23 protein-coding genes are annotated in these 20,301 nt (G+C 73.1%); 9 read left to right on the top strand and 14 right to left on the bottom strand.

Going from position 1 to position 20,301, the window contains the following annotated elements; all coding sequences use genetic code 11:
* Positions 1 to 176: 176 nt before the first annotated feature.
* Positions 177 to 839, top strand: coding sequence for a pentapeptide repeat-containing protein (locus tag ITJ44_RS10120; protein ID WP_194635139.1), 663 nt, complete (start codon positions 177 to 179; stop codon positions 837 to 839).
* Positions 840 to 903: 64 nt separating this feature from the next.
* On the opposite strand, the gene ITJ44_RS10115 is transcribed toward ITJ44_RS10120, so the two are convergent.
* The 4 genes from ITJ44_RS10115 to ITJ44_RS10095 all read right to left on the bottom strand — a co-directional run bounded on the left by ITJ44_RS10115 (position 904) and on the right by ITJ44_RS10095 (position 4,821).
* The gene (locus ITJ44_RS10115; protein WP_370551670.1) at positions 904 to 1,851 is read right to left on the bottom strand and encodes a type II toxin-antitoxin system HipA family toxin; all 948 of its coding nucleotides are present in this window, start codon (positions 1,849 to 1,851) and stop codon (positions 904 to 906) included.
* Positions 1,852 to 2,134: 283 nt separating this feature from the next.
* On the bottom strand, positions 2,135 to 2,425 hold the full coding sequence (locus tag ITJ44_RS10110; RefSeq protein WP_370551669.1) for a helix-turn-helix transcriptional regulator: 291 nt from the start codon (positions 2,423 to 2,425) through the stop codon (positions 2,135 to 2,137).
* A 342-nt stretch (positions 2,426 to 2,767) separates the two neighbouring features.
* Entirely contained in the window at positions 2,768 to 3,799 is a 1,032-nt protein-coding gene (locus tag ITJ44_RS10100; RefSeq protein ID WP_194635133.1) for an iron chelate uptake ABC transporter family permease subunit, read from the bottom strand.
* Entirely contained in the window at positions 3,796 to 4,821 is a 1,026-nt protein-coding gene (locus ITJ44_RS10095) for an iron ABC transporter permease (RefSeq protein ID WP_194635131.1), read from the bottom strand. Before ITJ44_RS10095 ends, ITJ44_RS10100 begins: the two co-directional genes overlap by 4 nt.
* Positions 4,822 to 4,851: 30 nt before the next feature.
* On the opposite strand from ITJ44_RS10095, the gene ITJ44_RS10090 reads away from it, so the two are divergent.
* The gene (locus ITJ44_RS10090; protein ID WP_194635129.1) at positions 4,852 to 5,946 is read left to right on the top strand and encodes an ABC transporter substrate-binding protein; all 1,095 of its coding nucleotides are present in this window, start codon (positions 4,852 to 4,854) and stop codon (positions 5,944 to 5,946) included.
* Between the two features lie 9 nt (positions 5,947 to 5,955).
* On the opposite strand, the gene ITJ44_RS10085 is transcribed toward ITJ44_RS10090, so the two are convergent.
* The 3 genes from ITJ44_RS10085 to ITJ44_RS10075 all read right to left on the bottom strand — a co-directional run bounded on the left by ITJ44_RS10085 (position 5,956) and on the right by ITJ44_RS10075 (position 7,837).
* Complete coding sequence (locus ITJ44_RS10085) at positions 5,956 to 6,465, bottom strand: GNAT family N-acetyltransferase (protein ID WP_194635127.1); 510 nt, start codon at positions 6,463 to 6,465, stop codon at positions 5,956 to 5,958.
* Positions 6,420 to 7,223, bottom strand: coding sequence for an alpha/beta hydrolase (locus tag ITJ44_RS10080; RefSeq protein WP_370551668.1), 804 nt, complete (start codon positions 7,221 to 7,223; stop codon positions 6,420 to 6,422). The genes ITJ44_RS10085 and ITJ44_RS10080 overlap by 46 nt, the downstream gene beginning before the upstream one ends.
* Before the next feature lie 83 nt (positions 7,224 to 7,306).
* Positions 7,307 to 7,837 carry a phenolic acid decarboxylase gene (locus tag ITJ44_RS10075; protein WP_194635125.1) on the bottom strand — a complete coding sequence of 177 codons (531 nt, stop codon included), beginning with the start codon at positions 7,835 to 7,837 and terminating at the stop codon, positions 7,307 to 7,309.
* A 62-nt stretch (positions 7,838 to 7,899) separates the two neighbouring features.
* Here ITJ44_RS10075 and ITJ44_RS10070 point away from each other — a divergent pair, with 62 nt between their 5' ends.
* The gene (locus ITJ44_RS10070) at positions 7,900 to 8,451 is read left to right on the top strand and encodes a MarR family winged helix-turn-helix transcriptional regulator (protein ID WP_194635123.1); all 552 of its coding nucleotides are present in this window, start codon (positions 7,900 to 7,902) and stop codon (positions 8,449 to 8,451) included.
* A gap of 24 nt (positions 8,452 to 8,475) precedes the next feature.
* On the opposite strand, the gene ITJ44_RS10065 is transcribed toward ITJ44_RS10070, so the two are convergent.
* The gene (locus ITJ44_RS10065) at positions 8,476 to 9,078 is read right to left on the bottom strand and encodes a MarR family winged helix-turn-helix transcriptional regulator (RefSeq protein ID WP_228494969.1); all 603 of its coding nucleotides are present in this window, start codon (positions 9,076 to 9,078) and stop codon (positions 8,476 to 8,478) included.
* On the bottom strand, positions 9,075 to 10,832 hold the full coding sequence (locus tag ITJ44_RS10060) for a DHA2 family efflux MFS transporter permease subunit (protein WP_228494968.1): 1,758 nt from the start codon (positions 10,830 to 10,832) through the stop codon (positions 9,075 to 9,077). Before ITJ44_RS10060 ends, ITJ44_RS10065 begins: the two co-directional genes overlap by 4 nt.
* A gap of 168 nt (positions 10,833 to 11,000) precedes the next feature.
* Between ITJ44_RS10060 and ITJ44_RS10055 the strand changes: the two genes are divergently transcribed.
* The gene (locus tag ITJ44_RS10055) at positions 11,001 to 11,357 is read left to right on the top strand and encodes a VOC family protein (protein ID WP_194635121.1); all 357 of its coding nucleotides are present in this window, start codon (positions 11,001 to 11,003) and stop codon (positions 11,355 to 11,357) included.
* A 19-nt stretch (positions 11,358 to 11,376) separates the two neighbouring features.
* Here ITJ44_RS10055 and ITJ44_RS10050 read toward each other — a convergent pair whose 3' ends face one another.
* The 5 genes from ITJ44_RS10050 to ITJ44_RS10030 form a co-directional block, all read right to left on the bottom strand.
* On the bottom strand, positions 11,377 to 11,682 hold the full coding sequence (locus ITJ44_RS10050; RefSeq protein WP_370551667.1) for a DUF1905 domain-containing protein: 306 nt from the start codon (positions 11,680 to 11,682) through the stop codon (positions 11,377 to 11,379).
* A 25-nt stretch (positions 11,683 to 11,707) separates the two neighbouring features.
* Positions 11,708 to 12,610 (bottom strand): hypothetical protein, encoded by a 903-nt coding sequence (locus ITJ44_RS10045; protein ID WP_194635119.1) that lies wholly within the window; start codon positions 12,608 to 12,610, stop codon positions 11,708 to 11,710.
* A gap of 92 nt (positions 12,611 to 12,702) precedes the next feature.
* Complete coding sequence (locus ITJ44_RS10040) at positions 12,703 to 13,332, bottom strand: SDR family oxidoreductase (RefSeq protein ID WP_194635117.1); 630 nt, start codon at positions 13,330 to 13,332, stop codon at positions 12,703 to 12,705.
* The gene (locus tag ITJ44_RS10035; protein WP_194635115.1) at positions 13,329 to 14,750 is read right to left on the bottom strand and encodes a DUF6421 family protein; all 1,422 of its coding nucleotides are present in this window, start codon (positions 14,748 to 14,750) and stop codon (positions 13,329 to 13,331) included. Before ITJ44_RS10035 ends, ITJ44_RS10040 begins: the two co-directional genes overlap by 4 nt.
* Positions 14,751 to 14,886: 136 nt before the next feature.
* Positions 14,887 to 15,465 (bottom strand): GNAT family N-acetyltransferase, encoded by a 579-nt coding sequence (locus tag ITJ44_RS10030; RefSeq protein ID WP_194635113.1) that lies wholly within the window; start codon positions 15,463 to 15,465, stop codon positions 14,887 to 14,889.
* Positions 15,466 to 15,594: 129 nt separating this feature from the next.
* Between ITJ44_RS10030 and ITJ44_RS10025 the strand changes: the two genes are divergently transcribed.
* From ITJ44_RS10025 to ITJ44_RS10005, 5 genes are read left to right on the top strand one after another with little or no spacing between them, the layout of a single operon-like run.
* Positions 15,595 to 16,812 (top strand): inorganic phosphate transporter, encoded by a 1,218-nt coding sequence (locus ITJ44_RS10025; RefSeq protein WP_194635111.1) that lies wholly within the window; start codon positions 15,595 to 15,597, stop codon positions 16,810 to 16,812.
* An 11-nt stretch (positions 16,813 to 16,823) separates the two neighbouring features.
* On the top strand, positions 16,824 to 17,135 hold the full coding sequence (locus ITJ44_RS10020; protein ID WP_194635109.1) for a hypothetical protein: 312 nt from the start codon (positions 16,824 to 16,826) through the stop codon (positions 17,133 to 17,135).
* A gap of 2 nt (positions 17,136 to 17,137) precedes the next feature.
* Positions 17,138 to 17,848, top strand: a complete 711-nt coding sequence (locus tag ITJ44_RS10015) for a DUF3349 domain-containing protein (protein ID WP_194635107.1) — start codon at positions 17,138 to 17,140, stop codon at positions 17,846 to 17,848.
* A 47-nt stretch (positions 17,849 to 17,895) separates the two neighbouring features.
* The gene (locus tag ITJ44_RS10010) at positions 17,896 to 18,558 is read left to right on the top strand and encodes a TetR/AcrR family transcriptional regulator (RefSeq protein WP_194635105.1); all 663 of its coding nucleotides are present in this window, start codon (positions 17,896 to 17,898) and stop codon (positions 18,556 to 18,558) included.
* Entirely contained in the window at positions 18,555 to 20,258 is a 1,704-nt protein-coding gene (locus tag ITJ44_RS10005) for an MDR family MFS transporter (protein ID WP_194635103.1), read from the top strand. The genes ITJ44_RS10010 and ITJ44_RS10005 overlap by 4 nt, the downstream gene beginning before the upstream one ends.
* Positions 20,259 to 20,301 lie beyond the last annotated feature (43 nt).

The raw sequence follows: 20,301 nt of genomic DNA, 5'->3' as shown, positions 1-20,301 counted from the left end.
GGCCGCGTCCGTGCGGCCTGCCCCCAGTCCTATCGCGCGCTCGCCCACCGGCGCCGTACCCAGTTCGGGCCGCGGCCGGAGCGCGGGGGTCTCCCGTACCGTGGGAGCGCCGCCCGGCGAGGCGGCCGCATCCGCACCGACCCGCATCCGCACCGACCCGCTCCCGGAGGCTCCGCATGGCCGCATCCCCCCGCATCCTCCCGCCCCGGATCAGCGACCCGCGGCTCGACGGGCTCGCCGACGGCGACCCGTCGGACCTCGACGCGCACGCGACCTTCGAGCGGCTCCGGTTCGCCGACGCCGACCTGTCGGACGCCGACCTCGTCGACATCGGGTTCGAGGAGTGCGCCCTCGAGCGGATCCGCCTGCACGAGGCCGACCTCACCGCCGCGAGCCTCGTGGACGTGCTCGCCTCGCGACTCGACGCGCCCGTGCTGAAGGCGCCGCGGATGCGCATGCGCGACGTGCGCCTCGAGGGCTCGCGCGTGGGATCCGCCGAGCTCTACGACGCCACGCTCTCCTCCGTGCACATCGCCGACTGCCGGCTCGGCTTCGTGAACCTGCGCGGCTCCAAGATCGCCGACCTGCTCATCACCGACTGCGCCATCGAGGAGCTGGACCTCCGCGGCACCGCCGGCATGCGCATCGCGTTCGCCCGCACCACCATCGGCACGCTCGACCTCGCCGACTCGTCGCTCACGCACCTGGACCTCCGCGGCGCCGAGATCATGGACCTCGACACCCCCGACGGCCTCCGCGGCGCCGTGCTCGACTCCACCCAGCTCATGGCGCTCGGCCCGGTCTTCGCGCGGCACTTCCGCGTGCGCGTCGAGGACTGAGCGGGCGCCTACCTACCTGTCCGAAAGGAGGGTGGCTCTGTCAACATGGCCGCCCGGACTGCGGCTAGATCGTCCGCGGCGCGTAGTCGAAGAAAGCAGCTCGCGGGAGGATCTGCTTGGCGCGGAGCGTCTGCTTGTCCGAGGCGCTCAAGCGGGCCACCTCAGCAGCGTCGTCCCAGTTGTCCTGGATGCTCGCGACGAGATGATCGATGACATCGCGCGCCTGTGCAGCACGCAGCCCGTACGTCTCTGATTCCTGGACTAGCACGGCGAAGTTGGATGCCCGCGCTCCGGGATCCCCCCGGCCGTAAGCCATCGCCTGCGTGAACGTGTCTCCTGATCGCTGGCCGGGGGCGAGGTCGTAGGCCGGGGTGAGGCGCAGGTGACGACCGTCCCAGAATGCAGCGTGATTGCGTGCATGGTCGTCGTTGTTGCTGATCGCGATGTTCATCGCGATCCTCTGGAAGAGCGCCGGCCCGGGCTGGGTCGCGTCCTCGGCATGCAGGCGCAGTACGTCGAGAATCTGCGGATAGGTGACGTAGTGGGCGAGCATCTCGTCTGTCTGGGCGATGGTGAGTCCGGAGACGACGTGGCGTCGCCCGCCGTCGGCGTCCCGATCGAAGCGCCGGACGAGCAGTACCTCCTTGCCAAACGAGGTGACGATCCGGCTGTCCGGGACATCCAGGCCTGCCCGGCGTGCGAGTTCGAGCATTGCCCCTTCCGCGTTCACCACGGAGAAGGTGCGATCGTCTGACGACGCGAACTTGGCGAGCCATTGGGTGCCGCTCTCGTCGGTGAGCGTGGCCTTGGGTCGCGCTCCTCCCAGGCTGGTTCCGTGGATCAACGCCGCATCGAGATCGGGAGGCAGCTCGTCCCCTCGATCCAGGATGTCGGCCGCCGCCTGCAACTCGTCGAGTGAGGCCGGATCGTCACGGGGCACGTACGCATCCCGGTCGACCTGGAAATCCAGGGCTCCGAAGCGATTCGACCCCGAACCCAGCATGTACTCCATCTCGGTCAGCGAGTTCGGCGCAGCACCTCTCCGGCGCTCGATGACGCCGCGACCCCACCGATCGGGGCTTGCGTCTCGCAGCGCCCCCGCGATGCTGAGACCTGCTGCGGGTTCCTGCGTCCCGGGCCGGAGGGGGAGCTCGGGGCCGTACAGGCTGATGCTGTCCGGCCGAGAGCGGTACCGCAGCCCGTACGTGAAGGTGTGGCGAGAACCGACTCGGTCCAAGCGGCCAGCGACCACCGGCTCTCGGTGGCCGGCTAGCCAGGTCCAGACGTACAACTGGTCAGAAGTCATCGTCGGTGCGTCCGCTCTTCGGCTGGCGTACTCGCTGGGGGAGAAGCGCGAGCAGCTCCTCACCCCTCTGACGGCGGATCGCCAACTCGGCCCGATCGTCGATCCCGAATATGGGGACCCCGACGAGGTCCGCCAGGTCCGTCATGGTGCCCACGGCTGTGCCACGATTGCCGGCCTCTGCCGACAGCACCGTCTGCTCCGAGACGTTTGCTCGGGCTGCGAGATCCTTCGCGGTCCATCCCTGCTCGAGGCGGCCGCGTCGGATGAGCTGGCCCCACACTTTGAGGGAATCTTGGATGTGAGGGCGTAGGGGAACAGATCGCTTGACCATCTCTTACCTCATCAAATCATGCCCAAAGCGCCTCTAGGCATGATTTATCATATCCGAAAGCCGTCCAGTTCGCTGCAGTCGATCTGAGGAGCGGCTCGCGGGCGAGGCCGGTGAGCGCGCGCCCAATCCTTCCCCTCCGGGTCCTGAGCGGGGTCGCTCTGGGCCGGCGCGATGGACACGGCCTCCGGGGGCGCGGTGCTCGACTCCACCCAGCTCATGGCGCTCGGCCCGGTCTTCGCGCGGCACTTCCGCGTGCGCGTCGAGGACTGAGGACGGGGCGGCGCGCGCGGATCAGCCGCCGGAGGCCGCCCGCCGGGACGTGTCCGGCGACGCGAGCAGCCACAGCAGGTAGAGGCCGCCGAGCGCGGAGGTGGCGAGCCCGACCGGGATCTGGAACGGGCTGAGCAGGCGCCCGGCCACGAGGTCGGCGACGCTCAGCAGCAGCGCCCCGACCACGAGCGCGGGGAGCATCCGGCCGCGGCTCCCGGGCATCTGGCGGCGGGCGAGGTGCGGCGCGGCGAGCGCGACGAACCCGACCGGGCCCACGGCCGCGACGCCGACCGCGGCCAGCGCGACCCCGGCAGCCAGCAGCATGGTGCGCCACCTGCCCACGTCGAGGCCGAGCGCGCGGGCGGTGTCGTCGCCCATCTCGAGCATGCGCAGCGGGTGCTCGCCGAGGAAGGCGAGCGGCACGAGCACCGCCAGCACCGCGACGGCGGGCGCGACCTGGGGCCACGTGATCCCGTTGAGCGTGCCGAAGCGCCAGGTCGCGGCGGCCTGCGCGAGCTCGAGGTCGCTGCGGGTGATGAGGAAGTCGTTGACCGACGCGAGCATCGCGCCCACCGCGATGCCCACCAGGACGAGCCGCTCGCCCGTGGTGGCCGTGCGGGAGCTCATCAGGTGCACGGCGAACGCGGTCGCGAAGCCGCCGACGACCGTGCCGAGCGCGATGGAGCCGGCGGAGGAGGGGGCGGCGGCCGTGGATCCCGTCACCAGGATCGCGACGAGCCCGCCGGTGGCCGCGCCCGTGCTGAACCCGATGACGTCCGGGCTGCCGAGCGGGTTGCGCGACACGCTCTGGAACACCATCCCGCTCAGCCCGAGCGCCGCCCCGACCGCGATCGCGCACAGCACGCGCGGCAGCCGCTGGTCGGCGACGATGAAGCGGGCCTGCGCGTCGCCGCCGCCGAGCAGGGCGTCGAGCGCCTGCGCCGGCGACAGCGGGTAGGCGCCCGTGCCGAGGCCGACGGCGGCGGCGCCGAGGATCGCGAGCACGAGTATCCCGAGCACGACGCGGTCGCGCCGCGGGATGCGGGGCCTCACCGCGCGCCCGTCCGCCGGAGCACGAGCGCGAGCAGCACGGGCGCGCCGACGAACGCCGTGACGATCCCGGCCTCGAGCTCGCCGGGCCGCGCCACGATCCGGCCGAGGACGTCGGCGCCCAGCACGAGCAGGGGCCCGGCGGCGACGGATCCGAGCAGCACCGGTCGCTCGCGGCGCCCGACGACCAGGCGCACGGCGTGCGGCACGACGAGCCCCACGAACGAGATCGGACCGGCGACCGCCGTCGCGGCGCCGCACGCGAGCGTCACGAGGGCGAAGCCCGCGAGCCGCACCCGCCCGACGGAGCTGCCGAGCGCGGTCGCGGTGTCGTCGCCGAGCGCGAGCACCGCGAGCGGGCGCACGAGCAGCAGCGCGCCGACGACCACCACGGCGGTGAGCGGGAGGAGCCAGACGAGGTCGGCGGGGTCGCGCGAGGCCACGGATCCCACCACCCAGGAGCGGTAGTCGCCGAAGGTGCGCGGATCCGAGAGGGTGACGACGCCGGTGACGGAGGCGAGGCTCGCGGTGAGCGCGGTGCCGGCGAGGAGCAGGCGCGTGGGATCCGCGCGCGGCCCCGCCCGCATGCCGACGAGCACCACGACCACCGCGGCGAGGGCGGCGCCGACGAACGCGGGCCCCGCGTACCCGGCGGCCGAGCCGGTGCCGGCGGCCGAGCCGACGCCGAGGAACGCGACGCTGAGCACCACGGCGAGCGAGGCGCCCGCGTTGACGCCGAGGAGACCGGGCTCCGCGAGCGGGTTGCGCGTCATGGCCTGCATCACGACGCCCGCGACCGCGAGCAGCACGCCGACCGCCACGGCGAGGAGCGTGCGCGGCGCCCGCAGCTGCCACACGATGATCGCGTCGCGGCTGCCGTCGCCCGGATGGAGGATCGCGCGCCACACGGAGTCGAGGGCGATCTCGCGGGACCCGGTCGCGAGGCTCAGCGCGACGAGCGCGACGAGCGCGAGGAGGGCCACGACCGCGCTGGCGGCGACGGGCGCGGATCGGGTGGGTGGCATGGCCGGGTAAGGCTACCCTAAGCTGCCTCGGTGATCATCGCATCCCCTCCCCACCCCGAGAATCGACCCGACCGCCGTCCCACCCGCCGCGGCCTCGCCGGCGTCGCGCTCGCCGCCACCGTGCTCGTCGCGCTCAGCGCGTGCGTCGCGCCCGCCTCCTCCACCGGCGGCGGCGCCGATGCTGGCGCCGCGGGCACCGGCGCCTCCGCCGATCCCGCCGCCACCGGCTACACGACCCCGCGCACCATGCCCGACGGCAAGGGCAGCGGCCAGCCCGACGGCGTCTTCCCGCGCACCGTCGTGCACTTCGCGGGCACGACCACCATCCCGGCGGCGCCCCAGCGCGTCGCCGTCATCTCCACCGGCCAGGCCGACTCCCTGCTCACCCTCGGGATCGTCCCCGTCGCGTCCACCGCGGCGGACGGTGCGGCCGTCATCCCCGACTACCTCACCCGCGCGTTCCCGGAGGATGCCGACGCCCTCGCCGCCGTGGCCCCGCTCGGCGACCGCGTCTCGCCCGACGTCGAGAGCGTCGCGGCGGCGAAGCCCGACCTGATCCTCATGAACGTCACGGGCAAGGACGCCGCCTCGCTGTACGCGAGCCTCTCCGCCATCGCGCCCACGGTCGCGACGCAGGGCACCGGCCTCTACTGGAAGCAGGACCTCCTGCTCCTCGCCGACGCCGTCGGCCGCACCCAGCAGGCCTCCTCGTGGCTCGACGCGTACCAGTCCGACGCCGCGGCGTTCGGCGCAGGCCTCGCCGAGCGTCCGTCCGTCTCGTTCCTCCGCTCGTCCGCCGACCGCATCCGGGTCTTCGGCGTCGCGTCCTTCGCCGGATCCGTGGCCGAGGACGCGGGCCTCCCGCGCCCGAAGGCGCAGGACTTCACCGACCAGACCTCGCGCGACATCAGCCAGGAGCAGATCGACCTGGCCGAGGGCGACCACGTGTTCGCGGGCGTCCAGGGCGGCGACGAGACCGCGCTCACGGGCCTGCCGCTGTGGCCGACGCTGCAGGCGGTGGAGGACGACGCGGTGACCTTCGTGGACGACGACGTGTTCTACCTCAACACGGGGCCCACGGCGGCGCGCGCGGTGCTCGAGGCGATGGAGAAGGCGCTCGGCTGATCCGCGCCGCTACGCCTCGGGGATCCGCAGCTTGAATCCCACGTGCGAGCGCGCGTACCCGAGCCGCTCGTAGAAGCGGTGGGCGTCGACGCGCGCGGCGTCGGAGGTGAGCTGCACGAGGGGCGTGCCGAGGGCGGGCGCGGCGGCGTCGGCGACCCAGCGCATCATGGCCCCGCCGATGCCGGCCGAGCGCAGGTCGCTCCGCACGCGCACGGCCTCCACCTGGAGGCGGGAGCTGCCGCGCCGGGCCATGCCGGGGATCACCGTGAGCTGCAGCGTGCCGACGACCGCGCCGCCCGCATCCTCCGCCACGAGGAGGTCGTTCGCCGGGTCGGCGAGGATGCGCGCGAGCGCGTCGCGGTAGAGGTCGGCGTCACCCGGATCCGCCCGGTCGCCGCGTGAGGCGCTCACGGGGTCGTCGGCGAGCAGCTCCATGAGCGTCGCGAGGTCGGCGGCGTCCGCGCGGCGGAGGATCACCCCGTCGGCGAGGGGGACGGGGAGGGCGAGGTCGGCGAGCACGCCCCCATCCTGCCCGCCGGGCGCCGGGCGCCGGGCGCCGGGCTCCGGTCGCCTAGCCGCCCGCGCGACGCCCGCGCGACGTGCGCGAGCAGCCGCTCGATGAGCATCCGGCGCAGCTCCACCGACGACCAGCCGTGGTCAGCGCCCTCCACCGCCGTGAAGGTCGCGCCCGGCATCAGGTCGCCGTAGCGCGCGCCGTAGGCGACCGGCACGACCTGGTCGGCCGTGCCGTGCACCACGTCGACCGGGCCCGGGTACCCCGCGACCGGCCCGTAGACGTCGACGCCCGCGAGCACCTCGTCCGGGAAGCCCAGCCCGAGGCCCATGCCGGCGACGTCGACGACGCCGCGCTCGCGGGACGCGGCGAGCGGCACGCTCATCACGCGCCCGTGCCGCGTGATGTCGTCCACCACGACGCCGGCGGGCGACCAGAGCGTGAGGCTCGCGACGAGCTCCGGGACGCGCGCCGCGGCCAGCGCCGACTCGACGCCGCCGAGGCTGTGCGCGACCACGTGCACGGGCCCGCCCGCGTCCCGCGCGAGCGCGCGGATCATCGCGGTCACCTGGTCGACCTCGTCGAGCAGGCGCACGTCGGCGAAGTCGCCGTCGCTCACGCCGTGGCCGAGCCGGTCGTAGGCGCGCGCCGCCGTGCCGGACGCCGCCAGCGCCCGGGCGACGGGCACCCAGAGGCCGTGGCCGCCGGTGCCCGAGTCGCGGAAGCCGTGCACGAGGAGCGCGGCGGGAGCGCCGGGGCGCACGGTGCCGTGCTACCAGCCGCGGAGGATCCGCCCGCCGTGCTCGAGCGCGAGCGGGGCGACCCGGGCCGCGGCGGCCCCGCCCACTAGTTGCGCCGGTCGGCGAAGCCGGCCGGGAGGTCGCCGGGCGCCGTGTCGACGACGGTCTCGTCGTCGGCGCCCACGAACTCGTCGAGGGTGATGTGCGCGAACTCCGGCACGACGTAGATCGGGTACGTGGGCCCGGCGTCGCGGTGCGCGCGCATCTGGTCGAGGTGGTCGTTCTGGAAGAGCACGGTCTTGGATCCGTCCTCCTCCACCCAGCGCGGGAAGAAGATCGTGCCGTGCAGCACGCGCGCGGCCGGGATGATGTTGACGACGACGCTGGTGCCGGTGGGCTCGTTCCATGACACCTTGAAGACGCCGTCGGCGAGGGCGACGAGGTCGACCGTCTGGTCCTTGACCCAGCGGCCGCCGACCATCCCGGTGTGGATGCGGTAGTCGATGGTCATGGCGTTCTTCACGTACATCTCGTACTGCCAGCCGTTGGCGTACGTGTAGATGAGACGGTGTCCGACGAGGGGGCTGAGGTCCTGAGCGGGCACGGGGTGCTCGACGCTCGTGGTGATCGTTGTCATGCAGGCAGCCTGACACCGGAATGCGTTTGTCACAAGCGCATCTTCCTAGGTATCCTCGGTGCATGCCCTCCGACCCGACCGACGCCGAGCTGCGGATCGTCGCGCGGCGGCTCGGCGCGGATCTGGGGCCCTTCCGCCGCCGCCTCATGAACGCGTCGCGGAGCGCGGCCGACCTGCCCGACCTGCCCGATGCGCAGGTGGAGGTGCTCCGCCGCCTCGAGGCGATCGGCTGGGCCACGCCCACCCTGCTCGGCCGCGCGCTCGGGCTGGCGCGCTCCACGGTCAGCAACCTCATCCTCGCCATGGAGCGCGACGGGCTCGTCGACCGGCGGCTCGCGAAGGGCGACGGCCGCAGCACGGAGGTGGGCCTCACGGATCGCGCGCGGGATCTGCTGCGCACCTTCGACCGCTCGGCCGAGGGTGTGCTCGTGGGCGCCCTCCGCGGGCTCACGGCCGACGAGCGGCATCGCATCGCCCGCGCGCTCCCGGCGTTCGAGGCCCTGCACGCGGCGATCGGCGGGGCTCCGCTGGGTGCCGATTCTCCCGATGCCGCCCCGGACGCGACGACGCGCCGCCGGTCGGGGAGCGCATCCCCGTCCGACGGCGCGTCGTGATCCTCTGAGCGGTCCCGCCCGGCCTCAGGCCGCGTGCACGGGAGCGCCAGGATCCGGGACGGCCACGTCGTCGTCGGGCACGCAGCGGGTCGGGTCGATCGCGGTGTCCGGGCCGGCGACGGCGTTGAGCCGCGCGAGGTAGGCGGCGAACGCGTCGAGGTCGTCGCGCGTCCACCCGCCGAGACCGCGGATGAGGTGGCTGCCGCCCTCGGCGTCGTCCGCCTCGATCCCCGCGCGCCCGGCCGGCGTGAGCGCGAGCACGCGCACCCGGCCGTCCTGCGCGTCGGCGCCGACCTCCACGAGCCCCAGCTCCTGGAGCTGGCGGAGCTGGCGGCTGACCACGCTGCGGTCGACCCCGAGCTGGTCGGCGACGGCGCTCGCGTGGGCCGCGCCACAGCGGCGGATCACGCGGAGCATCTTGTAGCCGATGGGAGGGAGCTCCGGGTGGATCCGGGCCGCCGCCTCCCGGGTGGTCGCCCGGATGCGCGCGGCGAGGGCGGTCATCTGCTCCTCCACCTCGGCGATGCCCGCGGCGACGCCGTCGGGGATCCCCTCGGGCATCCCCTCGGGGACGCCGGGGGAGTCACCCGCGGCGTCGCCCACGGGGGAGCGGTCGTCGTCGCTCATCGGCGGGAGTCGACCCCGGCGTCCTCGGTCTCGGGCAGGCGGATCGACCCGGTGGGGTTCGCCTCCCCGGCCGGGGTGAGGGCCACGGCGCCGGCGGATGCGCCGATGAGCGCGTCCTCGGCGTCGGTGCGGTGCACCAGGCGTGCGTCGGGCGCGGCGGCCGTGTCGCTCTTCAGCTGCACGGCGTTCTTGCTGCCGAGCTGCGCGTTGGGCAGGAAGATCACGGCGATGAGCGACACGACCGCGAGCGGCACGCTGTAGAGGAACACGTCGCCGATGCCCACGCCGTAGGCGCTCTCGACCACGGTGCGGACCGCGGGGCTGAGCTGCGAGACCTGCGGGATGACGCCGGAGCCGAGCGCCTGCGCGGCGGCGGCCTGGTCGGCGGGCGCGAGCTTCGTGATGCCGGCCGTGATCTCCGACGCGATGATCGTGCCGAGGATCGAGCCGAGCACCGAGACGCCGACCGTGCCGCCGAGGCTGCGGAAGAACGTGACCGCGCTGGTGGCGACGCCGAGGTTCTTGACCTCGATGGCGTTCTGCACGACGAGGACGAGGTTCTGCATGAGCATGCCGAGGCCCGCGCCCAGCACGAACATGAAGATGCCGACGAGCACGAAGTCGGTGTCGTAGCGGAGCGTGGAGAGCAGCGCGGTGCCGGCGACGATGAGCACGGCGCCCGAGATCATGATCGTCTTCCACTTGCCGCGGCGGCTGATCAGGTTGCCGAACACGGTCGAGGAGATGAGCAGGCCCGCCATGAGCGGGATCGTCAGGAGGCCCGATTGGGTCGGCGTGGCGCCGCGCGACAGCTGCATGTACTGCGCGAGGAAGACCGAGGTGCCGAACAGCGAGATGCCGACCGCGAGGCTCGCGACGACCGAGAGCGTGAAGGTGCGGTTGCGGAACATGGTGAGCGGGATGATCGGCTCGGAGACCTTGAGCTCGGTGACGACCGCGGCGATGAGCAGCACGACCGCGCCGCCCGCCATCAGGTACGACGTGGTCGAGGCCCACTCGAACTGCTTGCCGGCCTGCGAGACCCAGATGAGCAGGAGCGAGACGCCGCTCGCGATGAACACGGCGCCGAGGTAGTCGACGTGCACCTTGCGCTTCGGGTGCGCCGGGAGGTGGAGGGTGACCTGCAGCAGGATGATCGCGATGATCGCGATGGGCAGGGCGATGAAGAAGTTCCAGCGCCAGCCGAACGCGTCCGTCACGACGCCGCCGAGGAGCGGGCCGCCGACGGTGCCGACGGCCATGACGGCGCCGAACAGGCCGGCGTAGCGGCCGCGGTCACGCGGGCTGATGATGTCGGCCATGATGATCTGGCTCAGCGCCGCGAGGCCACCGGCGCCGAGGCCCTGCAGCACGCGGAAGATGATGAGCGTCTCGGTGTTCTGCGAGAAGCCGGCGAGCGCGGATCCCAGGACGAAGGTGCCGAGCGCGAGCTGGATGAGCAGCTTGCGGTTGAAGAGGTCGGCGAACTTGCCCCAGAGCGGCGTGCTCACGGTGGTGGCGAGGAGCGTCGCGGTGACGACCCACGTGTAGCCGGACTGGTCGCCCTTGAGGTCGCTGATGATGATCGGCAGCGAGGTCGAGACGACGGTGCCGGCCAGGATCGACACGAACATGCCGAGCAGGAGGCCCGACAGGGACTCGAGGACCTGGCGCTTCGACATGGATCCGTCGGCCGAGACGGTGCGGCGGGGGGCCTTCGCGGGTGACGCGGTGGCCGGGCGGTGCTGGGACATGATCCTCCGGGTAGTTGACTACGGACAACCATATGTCGGTGGTGGACTGCTGTCAACTATCTCTGCTGGCCGAGGATCCGCTCCGCCGGCCCGAGGCGGCCGCGCGTCGGGAGTAGACCGGGAGGGAGAGCCGGTCGACCGACCGGCCTCGATGCGAGGAGGAATCCCATGGTCGATTCGGTGGCGACGGTCTGGCTGCCCGTCCAGGACATGGCCCGCGCGGTGGCCTTCTACCGCGACACGCTCGGGCTCACGATCACGAGCGAGGACGCGGACTGGAGCGAGATCGACGCGGACGGCCTGATGATCGGGCTCAACGCGCGCGAGGAGGCGAGCGGGTCGTCGAGCGGCGGCGCGGTCATCTCGTTCACGCCCGAGGGCTCCATCGAGGACGAGCTCGAGCGGATCACGGCCCGCGGCGCCGAGATCACGGGCGAGATCAGCGACCACGAGTGGGGCCGCATCCTCCCGTTCCAGGACAGCGAGGGCAACGACCTCCAGCTGTACACGCCGCCCGCGGGCTAGTCGCTCTCGGGGTCTCCGCTCACGGCAGCGGCTCGAGGTCGACGTGCACGTCGTCGCCGACCTCGAGGCCGTGGGCGTCGCGGATCGCGCGCTTCACCGGGAGGACCCACGTGCCGTCGCCCTGGGGGAAGACGGAGGTGCGCCAGGTCGTGGTGCCGACGCGCACCCGCACGGGCACGGAACCCCAGCCGCGGCGCCCGGCCTCGCCGAGCTCGCGGAGCATCGGGCCGAGGTCGGTGGGCAGGCTCACGAACGTCCAGAGCGCGCGCCGCGCCTCCCACGCCCAGAGCGGCGCGGTGAAGTCGAGGGGCAGGTCGTCGGTCACGACTCGACCCTACGGGCGCGTCGGCTCAGCAGCCGCCGGTCACGAGGTCGCACTCGAGCTGGTCCGCGGACGCCGCGACGACCTCGAAGGCGGCGGCGCCCGCGCGGATCGTCACCGTCGACATGCCCACCCAGCGCGGGTGCGGCTCGGCCGTGGTGCTGGAGATGGCGTGGCGGAGGATCCGGAGGCGGTCGATGGAGAGCGTCGCCGTGCGGCGCCGGAGCACCTGGTCGCGGCGGGTCAGGATCAGCAGCTCGCGCGCCGAGCAGGCCGCCACCATGCCCGCGAGGCTCATCGGCCGCAGGCGCTGCAGCGCGCCCATGAGACCGTCGGCGGTGGGCGTGAGCGGCGTGCGCGAGCGCGACGACAGGTAGCGGAGGTGGGGATCCCGGGCCGCCAGGTCCCAGTACGCGGACGCGACGCCCGCCTCGTCGTGCCCGACGTCGATGCGCGGCGTCGCCCGGTCCGCCTGCCCCGTGCCTCCGGCCGGCACCCCGGCGGAGTCGGCCGCGAGCGTCATCAGCAGCTCGGTCAGCTCCACGACCACGTCGGCCGAGGCGCCGTTGAACGGGATCCGGAGGGCATCGCCGTCGGCCGTGTGGACCGTGAGCAGGCCATCGAGCAGGTCGACGCGGTCGCGCACGGCCACGATGTCGGCGAACGGGATGCGCCGGGCCGTGTACGCGGATCCGTCGCGCGAGAGCACCTCCAGCGCGCGGTCGCCCACGACGAGGAGGTGGTCGTACAGGTCCATCGACGGGTCGGTGTCACGACGCGGGATGTCGCGCGGCACCTTGAGCACGAGACGCGCGGCGAACGGGTCGACGTCGTGCGGGCGGTAGAGGCGGGGGACCTCGTCGATGGTGCGGACGGTGTCGATCCACGGCCCGAAGGCGTCGTGCTCGGCGGTTCTGGCGTGCGATGTCACCCCGTGAACGTATACCGCGCTCCGGCGCCCGCGGCAGGGGTGGGGCGACCCCTCTCCGGGGCGGCCTCCCGTGTGCTACGGGCGAGGCCGCGTCAGCCCTCGATGAGGTCGCGCTCGGGCGGCACGGCCGTCCACAGCTCGACGACCCGACGGCCGAGCGCGCGCTCGAGCCCGCCCAGCGCCTTGACCACGAAGATCGTGGTGCGGGCGGGGGATCCGGCCTTCGAGAAGCCGCGGTCGACCGCGCGCACCCACGTCTCGGCGGCGATCTTGGCGGTCGAGTAGTTGGCGCCTCCCGGGTAGGGGCGCTGCACGGCGGTGGAGGAGACGATCGCGAGGCGGCCGGCGTCGGACGCCTGCAGGTCGGCGTCGAACGCGCGCGTGGTGTTGCGCAGCGTGGTGACGATGCGCTCGTGCAGGAACTCCCAGTCCTCGTCGGTCTGCCCCTCGAGGCCGTTGCCGCCGCGCCAGCCTCCGACGAGGTGGATCAGGCCGTCGACGCCGCCGAGGTCCGCGCGGATCCGCGCCGCCAGGTCGACGACGGCCGCGTGGTCGGCGAGGTCGCACACCTCGCGGCGCGAGGCGTCGACGTCCTCGAGCCGTCCGGCGTCGGTGCCGACCGCGACGACGCGCGCCCCGGCCGCCGTGAGCGCGGACGCGACCGCGCGTCCGGCCGCGCTGGACGCGCCCGCGACGACCACCACGCGGCCGTCGACGCTCACGCGGCCTGCCCCGTGATCCCCGCGGTGGAGGAGATGACGTCGCGCATCTTCTTCTCCAGCGCCTCGAAGAACATGCTGAGCGGGAACTCGTCGTCGAGCACGAGGTCGGTGAGGCCCTTCGGCGGCCCGTCGAGCGGCAGCGCGTCCGGACCCTTCGCCCACGTGGACGCGGGGTGCGGCGTGACCGTCTCCGTCACCATCGCGTAGGCGGCGAGCCAGTGCGCGGTCTTCGGCCGGTCGATGGAGCGCCAGTAGAGGTCGTTCACCCGGTCGGCGAGCGCGATCACCACGTCGGCGACGTCGTCCCAGTCGATCGTGAGGCGCGTGTCGGTCCAGTGCAGCACGTGGTGCTGGTGCAGCCACGCGAACAGCAGCTGGCCGCCGAGGCCGTCGTAGTTGCGGACGCGGGATCCGGTGATGGCGAAGCGGAAGATCCGGTCGAAGATCACCGCGTGCTGCACCATGCCGGCGCGCTCGAGGAGGGCGTCGTCGGCGGAGGTGCGCTCGGCGGGATCCACGGCGGCGAGCCGGCGCTGGATCGCGACGGCCTCGCGGAACGCGGTGAGGTCGCAGCGCAGCTCCTCGATCGAGTAGAGGAAGAAGGGCATCCGCTGCTTGATCATGAATGGGTCGAACGGGAGGTCGCCGCGCATGTGCGTGCGGTCGTGGATGAGGTCCCACATCACGAAGGTCTCCTCCGCGAGCCGCTGGTCCTCGAGCAGGCGCCGCGCGTCCTCCGGCAGCTCGAGCTTCGTGACCTCGGCGGCGTGGCGCACCACGCGGCGGAACCGGGCGGCCTCGCGGTCGGCGAAGATCGCGCCCCACGTGAAGGTCGGGATCTCGCGCATCGCCACGGTCTCGGGGAACAGCACGGCGGAGTTGGTGTCGTAGCCGGGCGTGAAGTCGACGAACCGGATCGGGACGAACAGCGCGTTGCCGTAGTCGCCCGCCTCCAGCTCCGCCACGAACTCCGGCCAGACGACCTCGATGACGACGGCCTCGACGAGCCGGCTGGCGCTGCCGTTCTGCGTGGTCATGGGGAAGACGACGAGGTGCCTGATCCCGTCCACACGGTCGCGCTGCGGCTGGAACGCGGTGAGGGAGTCGAGGAAGTCGGGCACGCCGAGGCCGGTGTCGACCCAGCGCGCGAAGTCCACGTCGAGCGCGGCGAGGTACGCGGCGTCGTGCGGGAAGAGCGGGGCGAGCGCGCGGACGGCGTCGCGGATCACCGCGATGAGGCGGGCGGCCTCCGCGTGGTGCGCGGCGTCGGGGATCGACCCGTCCTTGACCTGCATCGGCTGGAGCGCGACGGCGGCGTCCTTGAGGGCGAGCCAGGCGGGGGAGGAGGCGACGGAGCCCGCGTCCTCGACGACCTCGGGCTCGCCGATGACGGCTGCGGTGGGTGCGGCGCTGGACATGGATCGACCTCCGATCGTGCGGGTGCGTGCGGTCCTTCCACCGTAACGGCGGGTTCGGCGCGAGATCGTGTCCCGCGTGCGGGTTCCGCGCGTGGATCCGGCCGCTCGCGCAGCATGCGTGCGCGCGCGGCGGCCGCTACGCGTCGTCGTCGTCCGGCACCGGGGTCGTCGTCCCCGTCTCGTGGTCGCGGCGGAGGATCGCGTACCCCACGGACGCGCGCGGCTCGCCGCCGGCGACGGGCCAGCCGTCGCGGTAGTGCGCCTCCTTCACGAAGCCCGCGCGCACCAGCACGCGGCGCATCGCCCGGTTGTCGTCGCGCGTCTGCGCCTCGACGCGCGTCACGTGCGGGTAGGTCCGGAACACGTGGTCCGTGAGCGCGCGCACCGCGGGCGCGCCGAGCCCCCGGCCGCGCGCCGCCTCGGCGAGGCGCAGGTCGAACAGCACGCCCGGATCCTCGAGGTCGTCGAGCACGACGAGGCCCACGCGGCCGGATCCCGCAACGTCGATCCAGAGGGCGGCGTGCTCCGGCCCGGAGAGGTCGCCGTCGGCGATGCGCGCGTCGACGTCCGCCGTCGTCGGCGCCGACCGCACGTGGAAGGGGAACGCGTTCGAGGTGAGGAAGTCCCGGAGCGCCTGGCGGTCGGGCTCGACGTCGACCGGCACCAGCGCGACGGCCGGGTCGGCGGGGCGTGGGGCGGCGTGGACGTCGGTCATCGCGGGTCCTCCTCGGGTTCTTCGGGCGCCGCCGGCCGGGCGGGCTTCTCCACAGCCCCGGGTGAACAGCGGGTGAACCCGGCCGTCCCCCGTAGAGGGGATGCGCTGGCAGGGCGCAAGCTCATCGCCGTGGATCCCTTCATTCTCCTCGTGCTCGTCGTCATCACGGCGCTCGCCTTCGACTTCACCAACGGCTTCCACGACACGGCGAACGCGATGGCCACGTCCATCGCGACCGGCGCGTTGAAGCCCAAGGTCGCGGTCACGCTCTCCGCCGTGCTCAACCTCGTCGGTGCGTTCCTCAGCATCGAGGTCGCGCTCACGGTCACGAACGCGGTGGTCAAGATCCAGGACAAGTCCGGGGCTCCCGACCCGGCGCTGCTGCAGGGCGGCGGATCCGCGCTGCTGCTCATCGTGCTCGCGGGCCTCATCGGCGGCATCGTCTGGAACCTGCTCACCTGGCTGCTCGGCCTCCCGTCGAGCTCCTCCCACGCGCTGTTCGGCGGCCTCATCGGCTCGACGCTCGCGGGCCTCGGCCTGAACGGCGTCAACTGGGCGGGCGACGGATCCAAGCTCGACGGCGTCGTGGGCAAGGTGATCCTGCCGGCGCTCATGTCGCCGATCCTCGCAGGGGCGGTCGCCGCCGTCGGCACGTGGCTGGTGTTCCGCATCATCGGCAACCTCGCCGGGCGCGGCATGGACCGCACCTTCCGCATCGGCCAGATCGGCAGCGCCTCGCTCGTCTCGCTGGCGCACGGCACGAACGACGCGCAGAAGACCATGGGCGTCATCACGCTCGCGCTCATCGCGGCGGGCGGCTGGACCGACACCGAGTCGGTGCCGTTCTGGGTGAAGATCAGCTGCGCGCTCGCCATCTCGCTCGGCACCTACATCGGCGGCTGGCGCATCATCCGCACGGTCGGCAAGGGCCTGGTGGAGATCGACACGCACCAGGGCATGGCGGCCGAGAGCTCGTCGGCCGCGGTCATCCTCGCGTCCAGCCACCTCGGCTTCGCGCTCTCCACCACGCACGTGGCCACGGGGTCCATCCTCGGCTCCGGCGTCGGCCGCCCCGGCGCGCAGGTGCGCTGGCGCGTGGCGCTGCGCATGGTCGTGGCGTGGATCATCACCCTCCCGGCCGCCGCCCTCGTCGGCGCGGTCATGTGGTGGCTCGGCCACCTCATCGGCGGGGCCGCGGGCGGCATCGCCATGACGCTCGTGCTCATCGCCGTCGCGATCACCGTCTACGTCCGCTCGCGCAAGGACGACGTGGGCGCGCACAACGTGAACGACGAGTGGTCCGACGAGAAGGCCGCCCGCCCCGCCACCCAGCCCGCCGACGCCTGAAGGATCCCGCCATGTTCCCCCTCTTCTTCTCCGCGGTCGGCCAGGTCGCCCTCGTCGCCCTCCTCCTCGGCGCGGGCCTGCCCGCCCTCTTCGCCCTCGGCGTGCGGTCCTTCGCGCTCGCCAGCGCCGACACCAGCGGCCGCGTCGCCGGATCCGACTCCGCGCGTCGCACGCCGCCCGTCGTCCTCCAGGCGGTCGGCGCCCTCTGCTACGCGGTCGTCGTCCTCGCCGTGGTCGCGGGCCTCACGCTCATCATCGCGACGGGCCTCGGCCAGTCGGTGAGCTTCGAGCACGTCATCCCGACCTTCACCTCGAAGGGCTGACCATGACCGACAGCGCATCCGAGGGCGGCGGACCCGACGTCGGCGCGACGGGCGTCGTCGCGCCCGACCGCCACGAACGCGGCATCGTCCAGCGCGTCGTCGGCTGGCTGCGGGCGGGCTACCCGTCCGGCGTGCCGGACCAGGACTACGTGCCGCTGCTGGGGATCCTCCGCCGCAGCCTCACCGCCGAGGAGCTCGAGCAGGTGGTCGACCAGCTCGTCGACGACGCGGCCGAAGCGGATGCGGCGGGCGAGGAGCTCGGCCGGAACCAGCTCCGCGACCGCGTCGAGGAGCTCCTGCTCGGCCCCGCGATGCCCGAGGATCTGGTGCGCGTCTCGGCCCGGCTGGCCGCCGCGGGCTGGCCGCTCGGTTCTCCCGAGGACCTGCACGAGCCGGACGGCGCCGATGCGCGCGCGGCCGAGCGCACGGGCCTCGTCTCCCGCATCGTCTCGTGGCTGCGCGCCGGCTACCCCGCCGGGCTGCCCGAGCAGGACTTCGTCCCGCTGCTGGCGCTGCTGCGGCGCCGCCTCAGCGACGAGGAGGTGCAGGAGGTGAGCGCCCGGCTCGCGTCCGAGGGCGGGCTGCCCGCCAGCCGCCTCGACGTCGCCTCCGCCATCGCGGGCGTCACCTCCGAGATGCCCTCGGACGCCGACATCGAGCGCGTCCGCGCGTACCTCGAGGCGCACGGATGGCCGGAGGGCTTCCGCATCTGACCCGGGTGGGGAGTCCCTACTTGCACTGAACGCCATAAGGTGCAAACATGCACTTCGTGACGAAGTGTGCAACAGGACTGCGGGAACGCCGCCGGGTGGAGACCTCGGCGCGTCTGACGACGCTCGCCCGCCGCCTCACCGCCGAGCGGGGCCTCTCCGGCTTCACCGTCGAGGAGGTCTGCGAGCAGGCCGGCGTCTCCCGGCGCACCTTCTTCAACTACTTCGCCTCCAAGGAGGACGCGCTCTTCGGGCGCTCCTCCCGCGTCGAGACCCAGGACGTCGAGGACGCGTTCGTCGCGGCCGGCGACCCCCGGGATCCCGCGCTCTCGCCCTCGCTGCTCGACGACTTCGCGGACCTGTGCCTCGAACGCTGGGCACGCCTGGACACCGAGGGCACCTCCATGCAGGACATGCACGCGGCCTTCCGCCGCGAGCCCGACCTCCTCGTGCGCGCCCTCGAGGCCGCCATGGAGGACGAGGCGAAGGACGTGCTCCTCGTCGAGCGCCGCGAGGGGCTGCCCGCCGGCGACCTCCGCGCGGCCGTCGTCGTCCAGACCATGGGCGCCCTCGGCCGGGCGAGCGCGCGCGAGTTCCTCGTCCCGGGCAACGCCGACCCCCTCCAGCTCATCCTGCGGAGGCGCCTCGACGCCCTCCGCGAGATCGCGCACCCCACGACCGTGACCACCCGCCAGCACGAACGGACCCCATGACCGCCACCGCCCCCGCGCCCCTCCTGCTCACGCAGCGGCGCATCTGGATCATCTTCTCTGCCCTCATCGCCGGCATGCTCCTGTCGAGCCTCGACCAGACCATCGTCTCCACCGCCATGCCGACCATCGTCGGCGAGCTCGGCGGCGTCGACCACCAGGTCTGGATCACCACGGCCTACCTGCTCGCCACGACCATCGTCATGCCCATCTACGGCAAGTTCGGCGACGTGCTCGGCCGACGCAACCTCTTCCTCGCGGCCATCGCGATCTTCACCCTCGCCTCCGTGGGCTGCGCGTTCGCGGGCGACTTCTGGACGTTCGTGGTGTTCCGCGCCGCGCAGGGCCTCGGCGGCGGCGGGCTCATGATCCTGTCGCAGTCGATCATCGCGGACATCGTGCCGGCCAACCAGCGCGGCAAGTACCTCGGCCCGCTCGGCGGCATCTTCGGCCTCTCGGCCGTCGGCGGCCCGCTGCTCGGCGGCTTCTTCGTCGACCACCTCACCTGGCAGTGGGCGTTCTACATCAACATCCCCGTCGGGATCGCGGCCTTCGTCGTGGCGTTCATCGCGCTGACGCTGCCGAGCAAGAAGGCGACCAAGCGGATCGACGTGGCCGGAGTCGTGCTGCTCTCCATCGCCACGACGTGCCTCATCTTCTTCACCGACTTCGGGGGCGACAAGGCCTACGGCTGGGGATCGCTCCTCACCTGGGCGTGGGGCCTCGGGCTCGTGGTCGCGGCGTCGCTGTTCGTGTTCACGGAGTCGCGCGCGGATGACCCCGTCATCCCGCTCAGCCTCTTCCGGAACCCCGTCTTCGTGAACGCCACCGCCATCGGCCTCGCGCTCGGCATCGGGATGTTCGCGGCGATCGGCTTCGTGCCGACGTTCCTGCAGATGTCCACCGGCACCTCCGCCGCGGTCTCGGGGCTCCTGCTCCTGCCGATGATGGTGGGCCTCATCGGGATGTCGATCACCTCGGGCATCCTCATCACCCGCACCGGGAAGTACCGGATCTTCCCCATCGTCGGCACGCTCCTCACGATGCTCGCGCTCGTGCTGATGACCTCGCTCACGGCGCAGACCCCGGTCTGGCTGATCTGCGTGTTCCTCTTCATCTTCGGGCTCGGGCTCGGCCTGATCATGCAGGTGGTCGTGCTCGTGGTGCAGAACGCGGTGCCCGCGGCCCAGATCGGCACCGCGACCAGCACGAACAACTACTTCCGCGAGGTGGGCGCCGCGCTCGGCACGGCCGTGTTCGGCACGCTGTTCACGACGCGCCTCACCGAGAACCTCACCACCGTGTTCGCCGGGGCGGGAGCCGCTCCGGGTGCGGCGGCCGCCTCGGCCAGCAGCATCGACCCGCAGACGCTGGACGCCCTGCCGCCCGCGGTGCGCGACGGGATCGTCGACGCGTACGCCGACGCCCTGGCGCCGGTGTTCTGGTACCTCGTGCCGTTCATCGCGATCGCGTTCGTGCTGTCGCTGGTGCTCAAGCAGATCCCGCTGTCGGATGTCGCCGGGCTCGTCGCCCGCGGCGAGGCGGTGGGCGGCGAGGAGGCCGAGCGGCTCGAGGCCGAGCAGCGCGCGGGCGTCCGCGGAGGCGCGCGCCCCGCGGAGGCGACCGGGCCGGACGCGGCCGACGACGCATCGCGGATCGCGGTGCCGTCGAGCGACGCGCGGGACAGCCGCTCCGAGCGCTGATCCGTTGACACGGCCGCCCGCGGCTGGTCGACTCACGGCAGGG

This window comes from Clavibacter sp. VKM Ac-2873, assembly GCF_015351075.1.
Taxonomy (GTDB): domain Bacteria; phylum Actinomycetota; class Actinomycetes; order Actinomycetales; family Microbacteriaceae; genus Clavibacter.
This window is presented reverse-complemented; position numbering and strand designations above follow the sequence as displayed.

Coding starts and splice junctions, on each gene's coding strand:
- ITJ44_RS10010 (WP_194635105.1), top strand. CDS start 17,896: ATGCACTTCGTGACGAAGTGTGCAACAGGACTGCGGGAACGCCGCCGG.
- ITJ44_RS10095 (WP_194635131.1), bottom strand. CDS start 4,821: ATGCCACCCACCCGATCCGCGCCCGTCGCCGCCAGCGCGGTCGTGGCC.
- ITJ44_RS10015 (WP_194635107.1), top strand. CDS start 17,138: ATGACCGACAGCGCATCCGAGGGCGGCGGACCCGACGTCGGCGCGACG.
- ITJ44_RS10070 (WP_194635123.1), top strand. CDS start 7,900: ATGCCCTCCGACCCGACCGACGCCGAGCTGCGGATCGTCGCGCGGCGG.
- ITJ44_RS10055 (WP_194635121.1), top strand. CDS start 11,001: ATGGTCGATTCGGTGGCGACGGTCTGGCTGCCCGTCCAGGACATGGCC.
- ITJ44_RS10065 (WP_228494969.1), bottom strand. CDS start 9,078: ATGAGCGACGACGACCGCTCCCCCGTGGGCGACGCCGCGGGTGACTCC.
- ITJ44_RS10020 (WP_194635109.1), top strand. CDS start 16,824: ATGTTCCCCCTCTTCTTCTCCGCGGTCGGCCAGGTCGCCCTCGTCGCC.
- ITJ44_RS10005 (WP_194635103.1), top strand. CDS start 18,555: ATGACCGCCACCGCCCCCGCGCCCCTCCTGCTCACGCAGCGGCGCATC.
- ITJ44_RS10075 (WP_194635125.1), bottom strand. CDS start 7,837: ATGACAACGATCACCACGAGCGTCGAGCACCCCGTGCCCGCTCAGGAC.
- ITJ44_RS10120 (WP_194635139.1), top strand. CDS start 177: ATGGCCGCATCCCCCCGCATCCTCCCGCCCCGGATCAGCGACCCGCGG.
- ITJ44_RS10115 (WP_370551670.1), bottom strand. CDS start 1,851: ATGGAGTACATGCTGGGTTCGGGGTCGAATCGCTTCGGAGCCCTGGAT.
- ITJ44_RS10030 (WP_194635113.1), bottom strand. CDS start 15,465: ATGACCGACGTCCACGCCGCCCCACGCCCCGCCGACCCGGCCGTCGCG.
- ITJ44_RS10060 (WP_228494968.1), bottom strand. CDS start 10,832: ATGTCCCAGCACCGCCCGGCCACCGCGTCACCCGCGAAGGCCCCCCGC.
- ITJ44_RS10035 (WP_194635115.1), bottom strand. CDS start 14,750: ATGTCCAGCGCCGCACCCACCGCAGCCGTCATCGGCGAGCCCGAGGTC.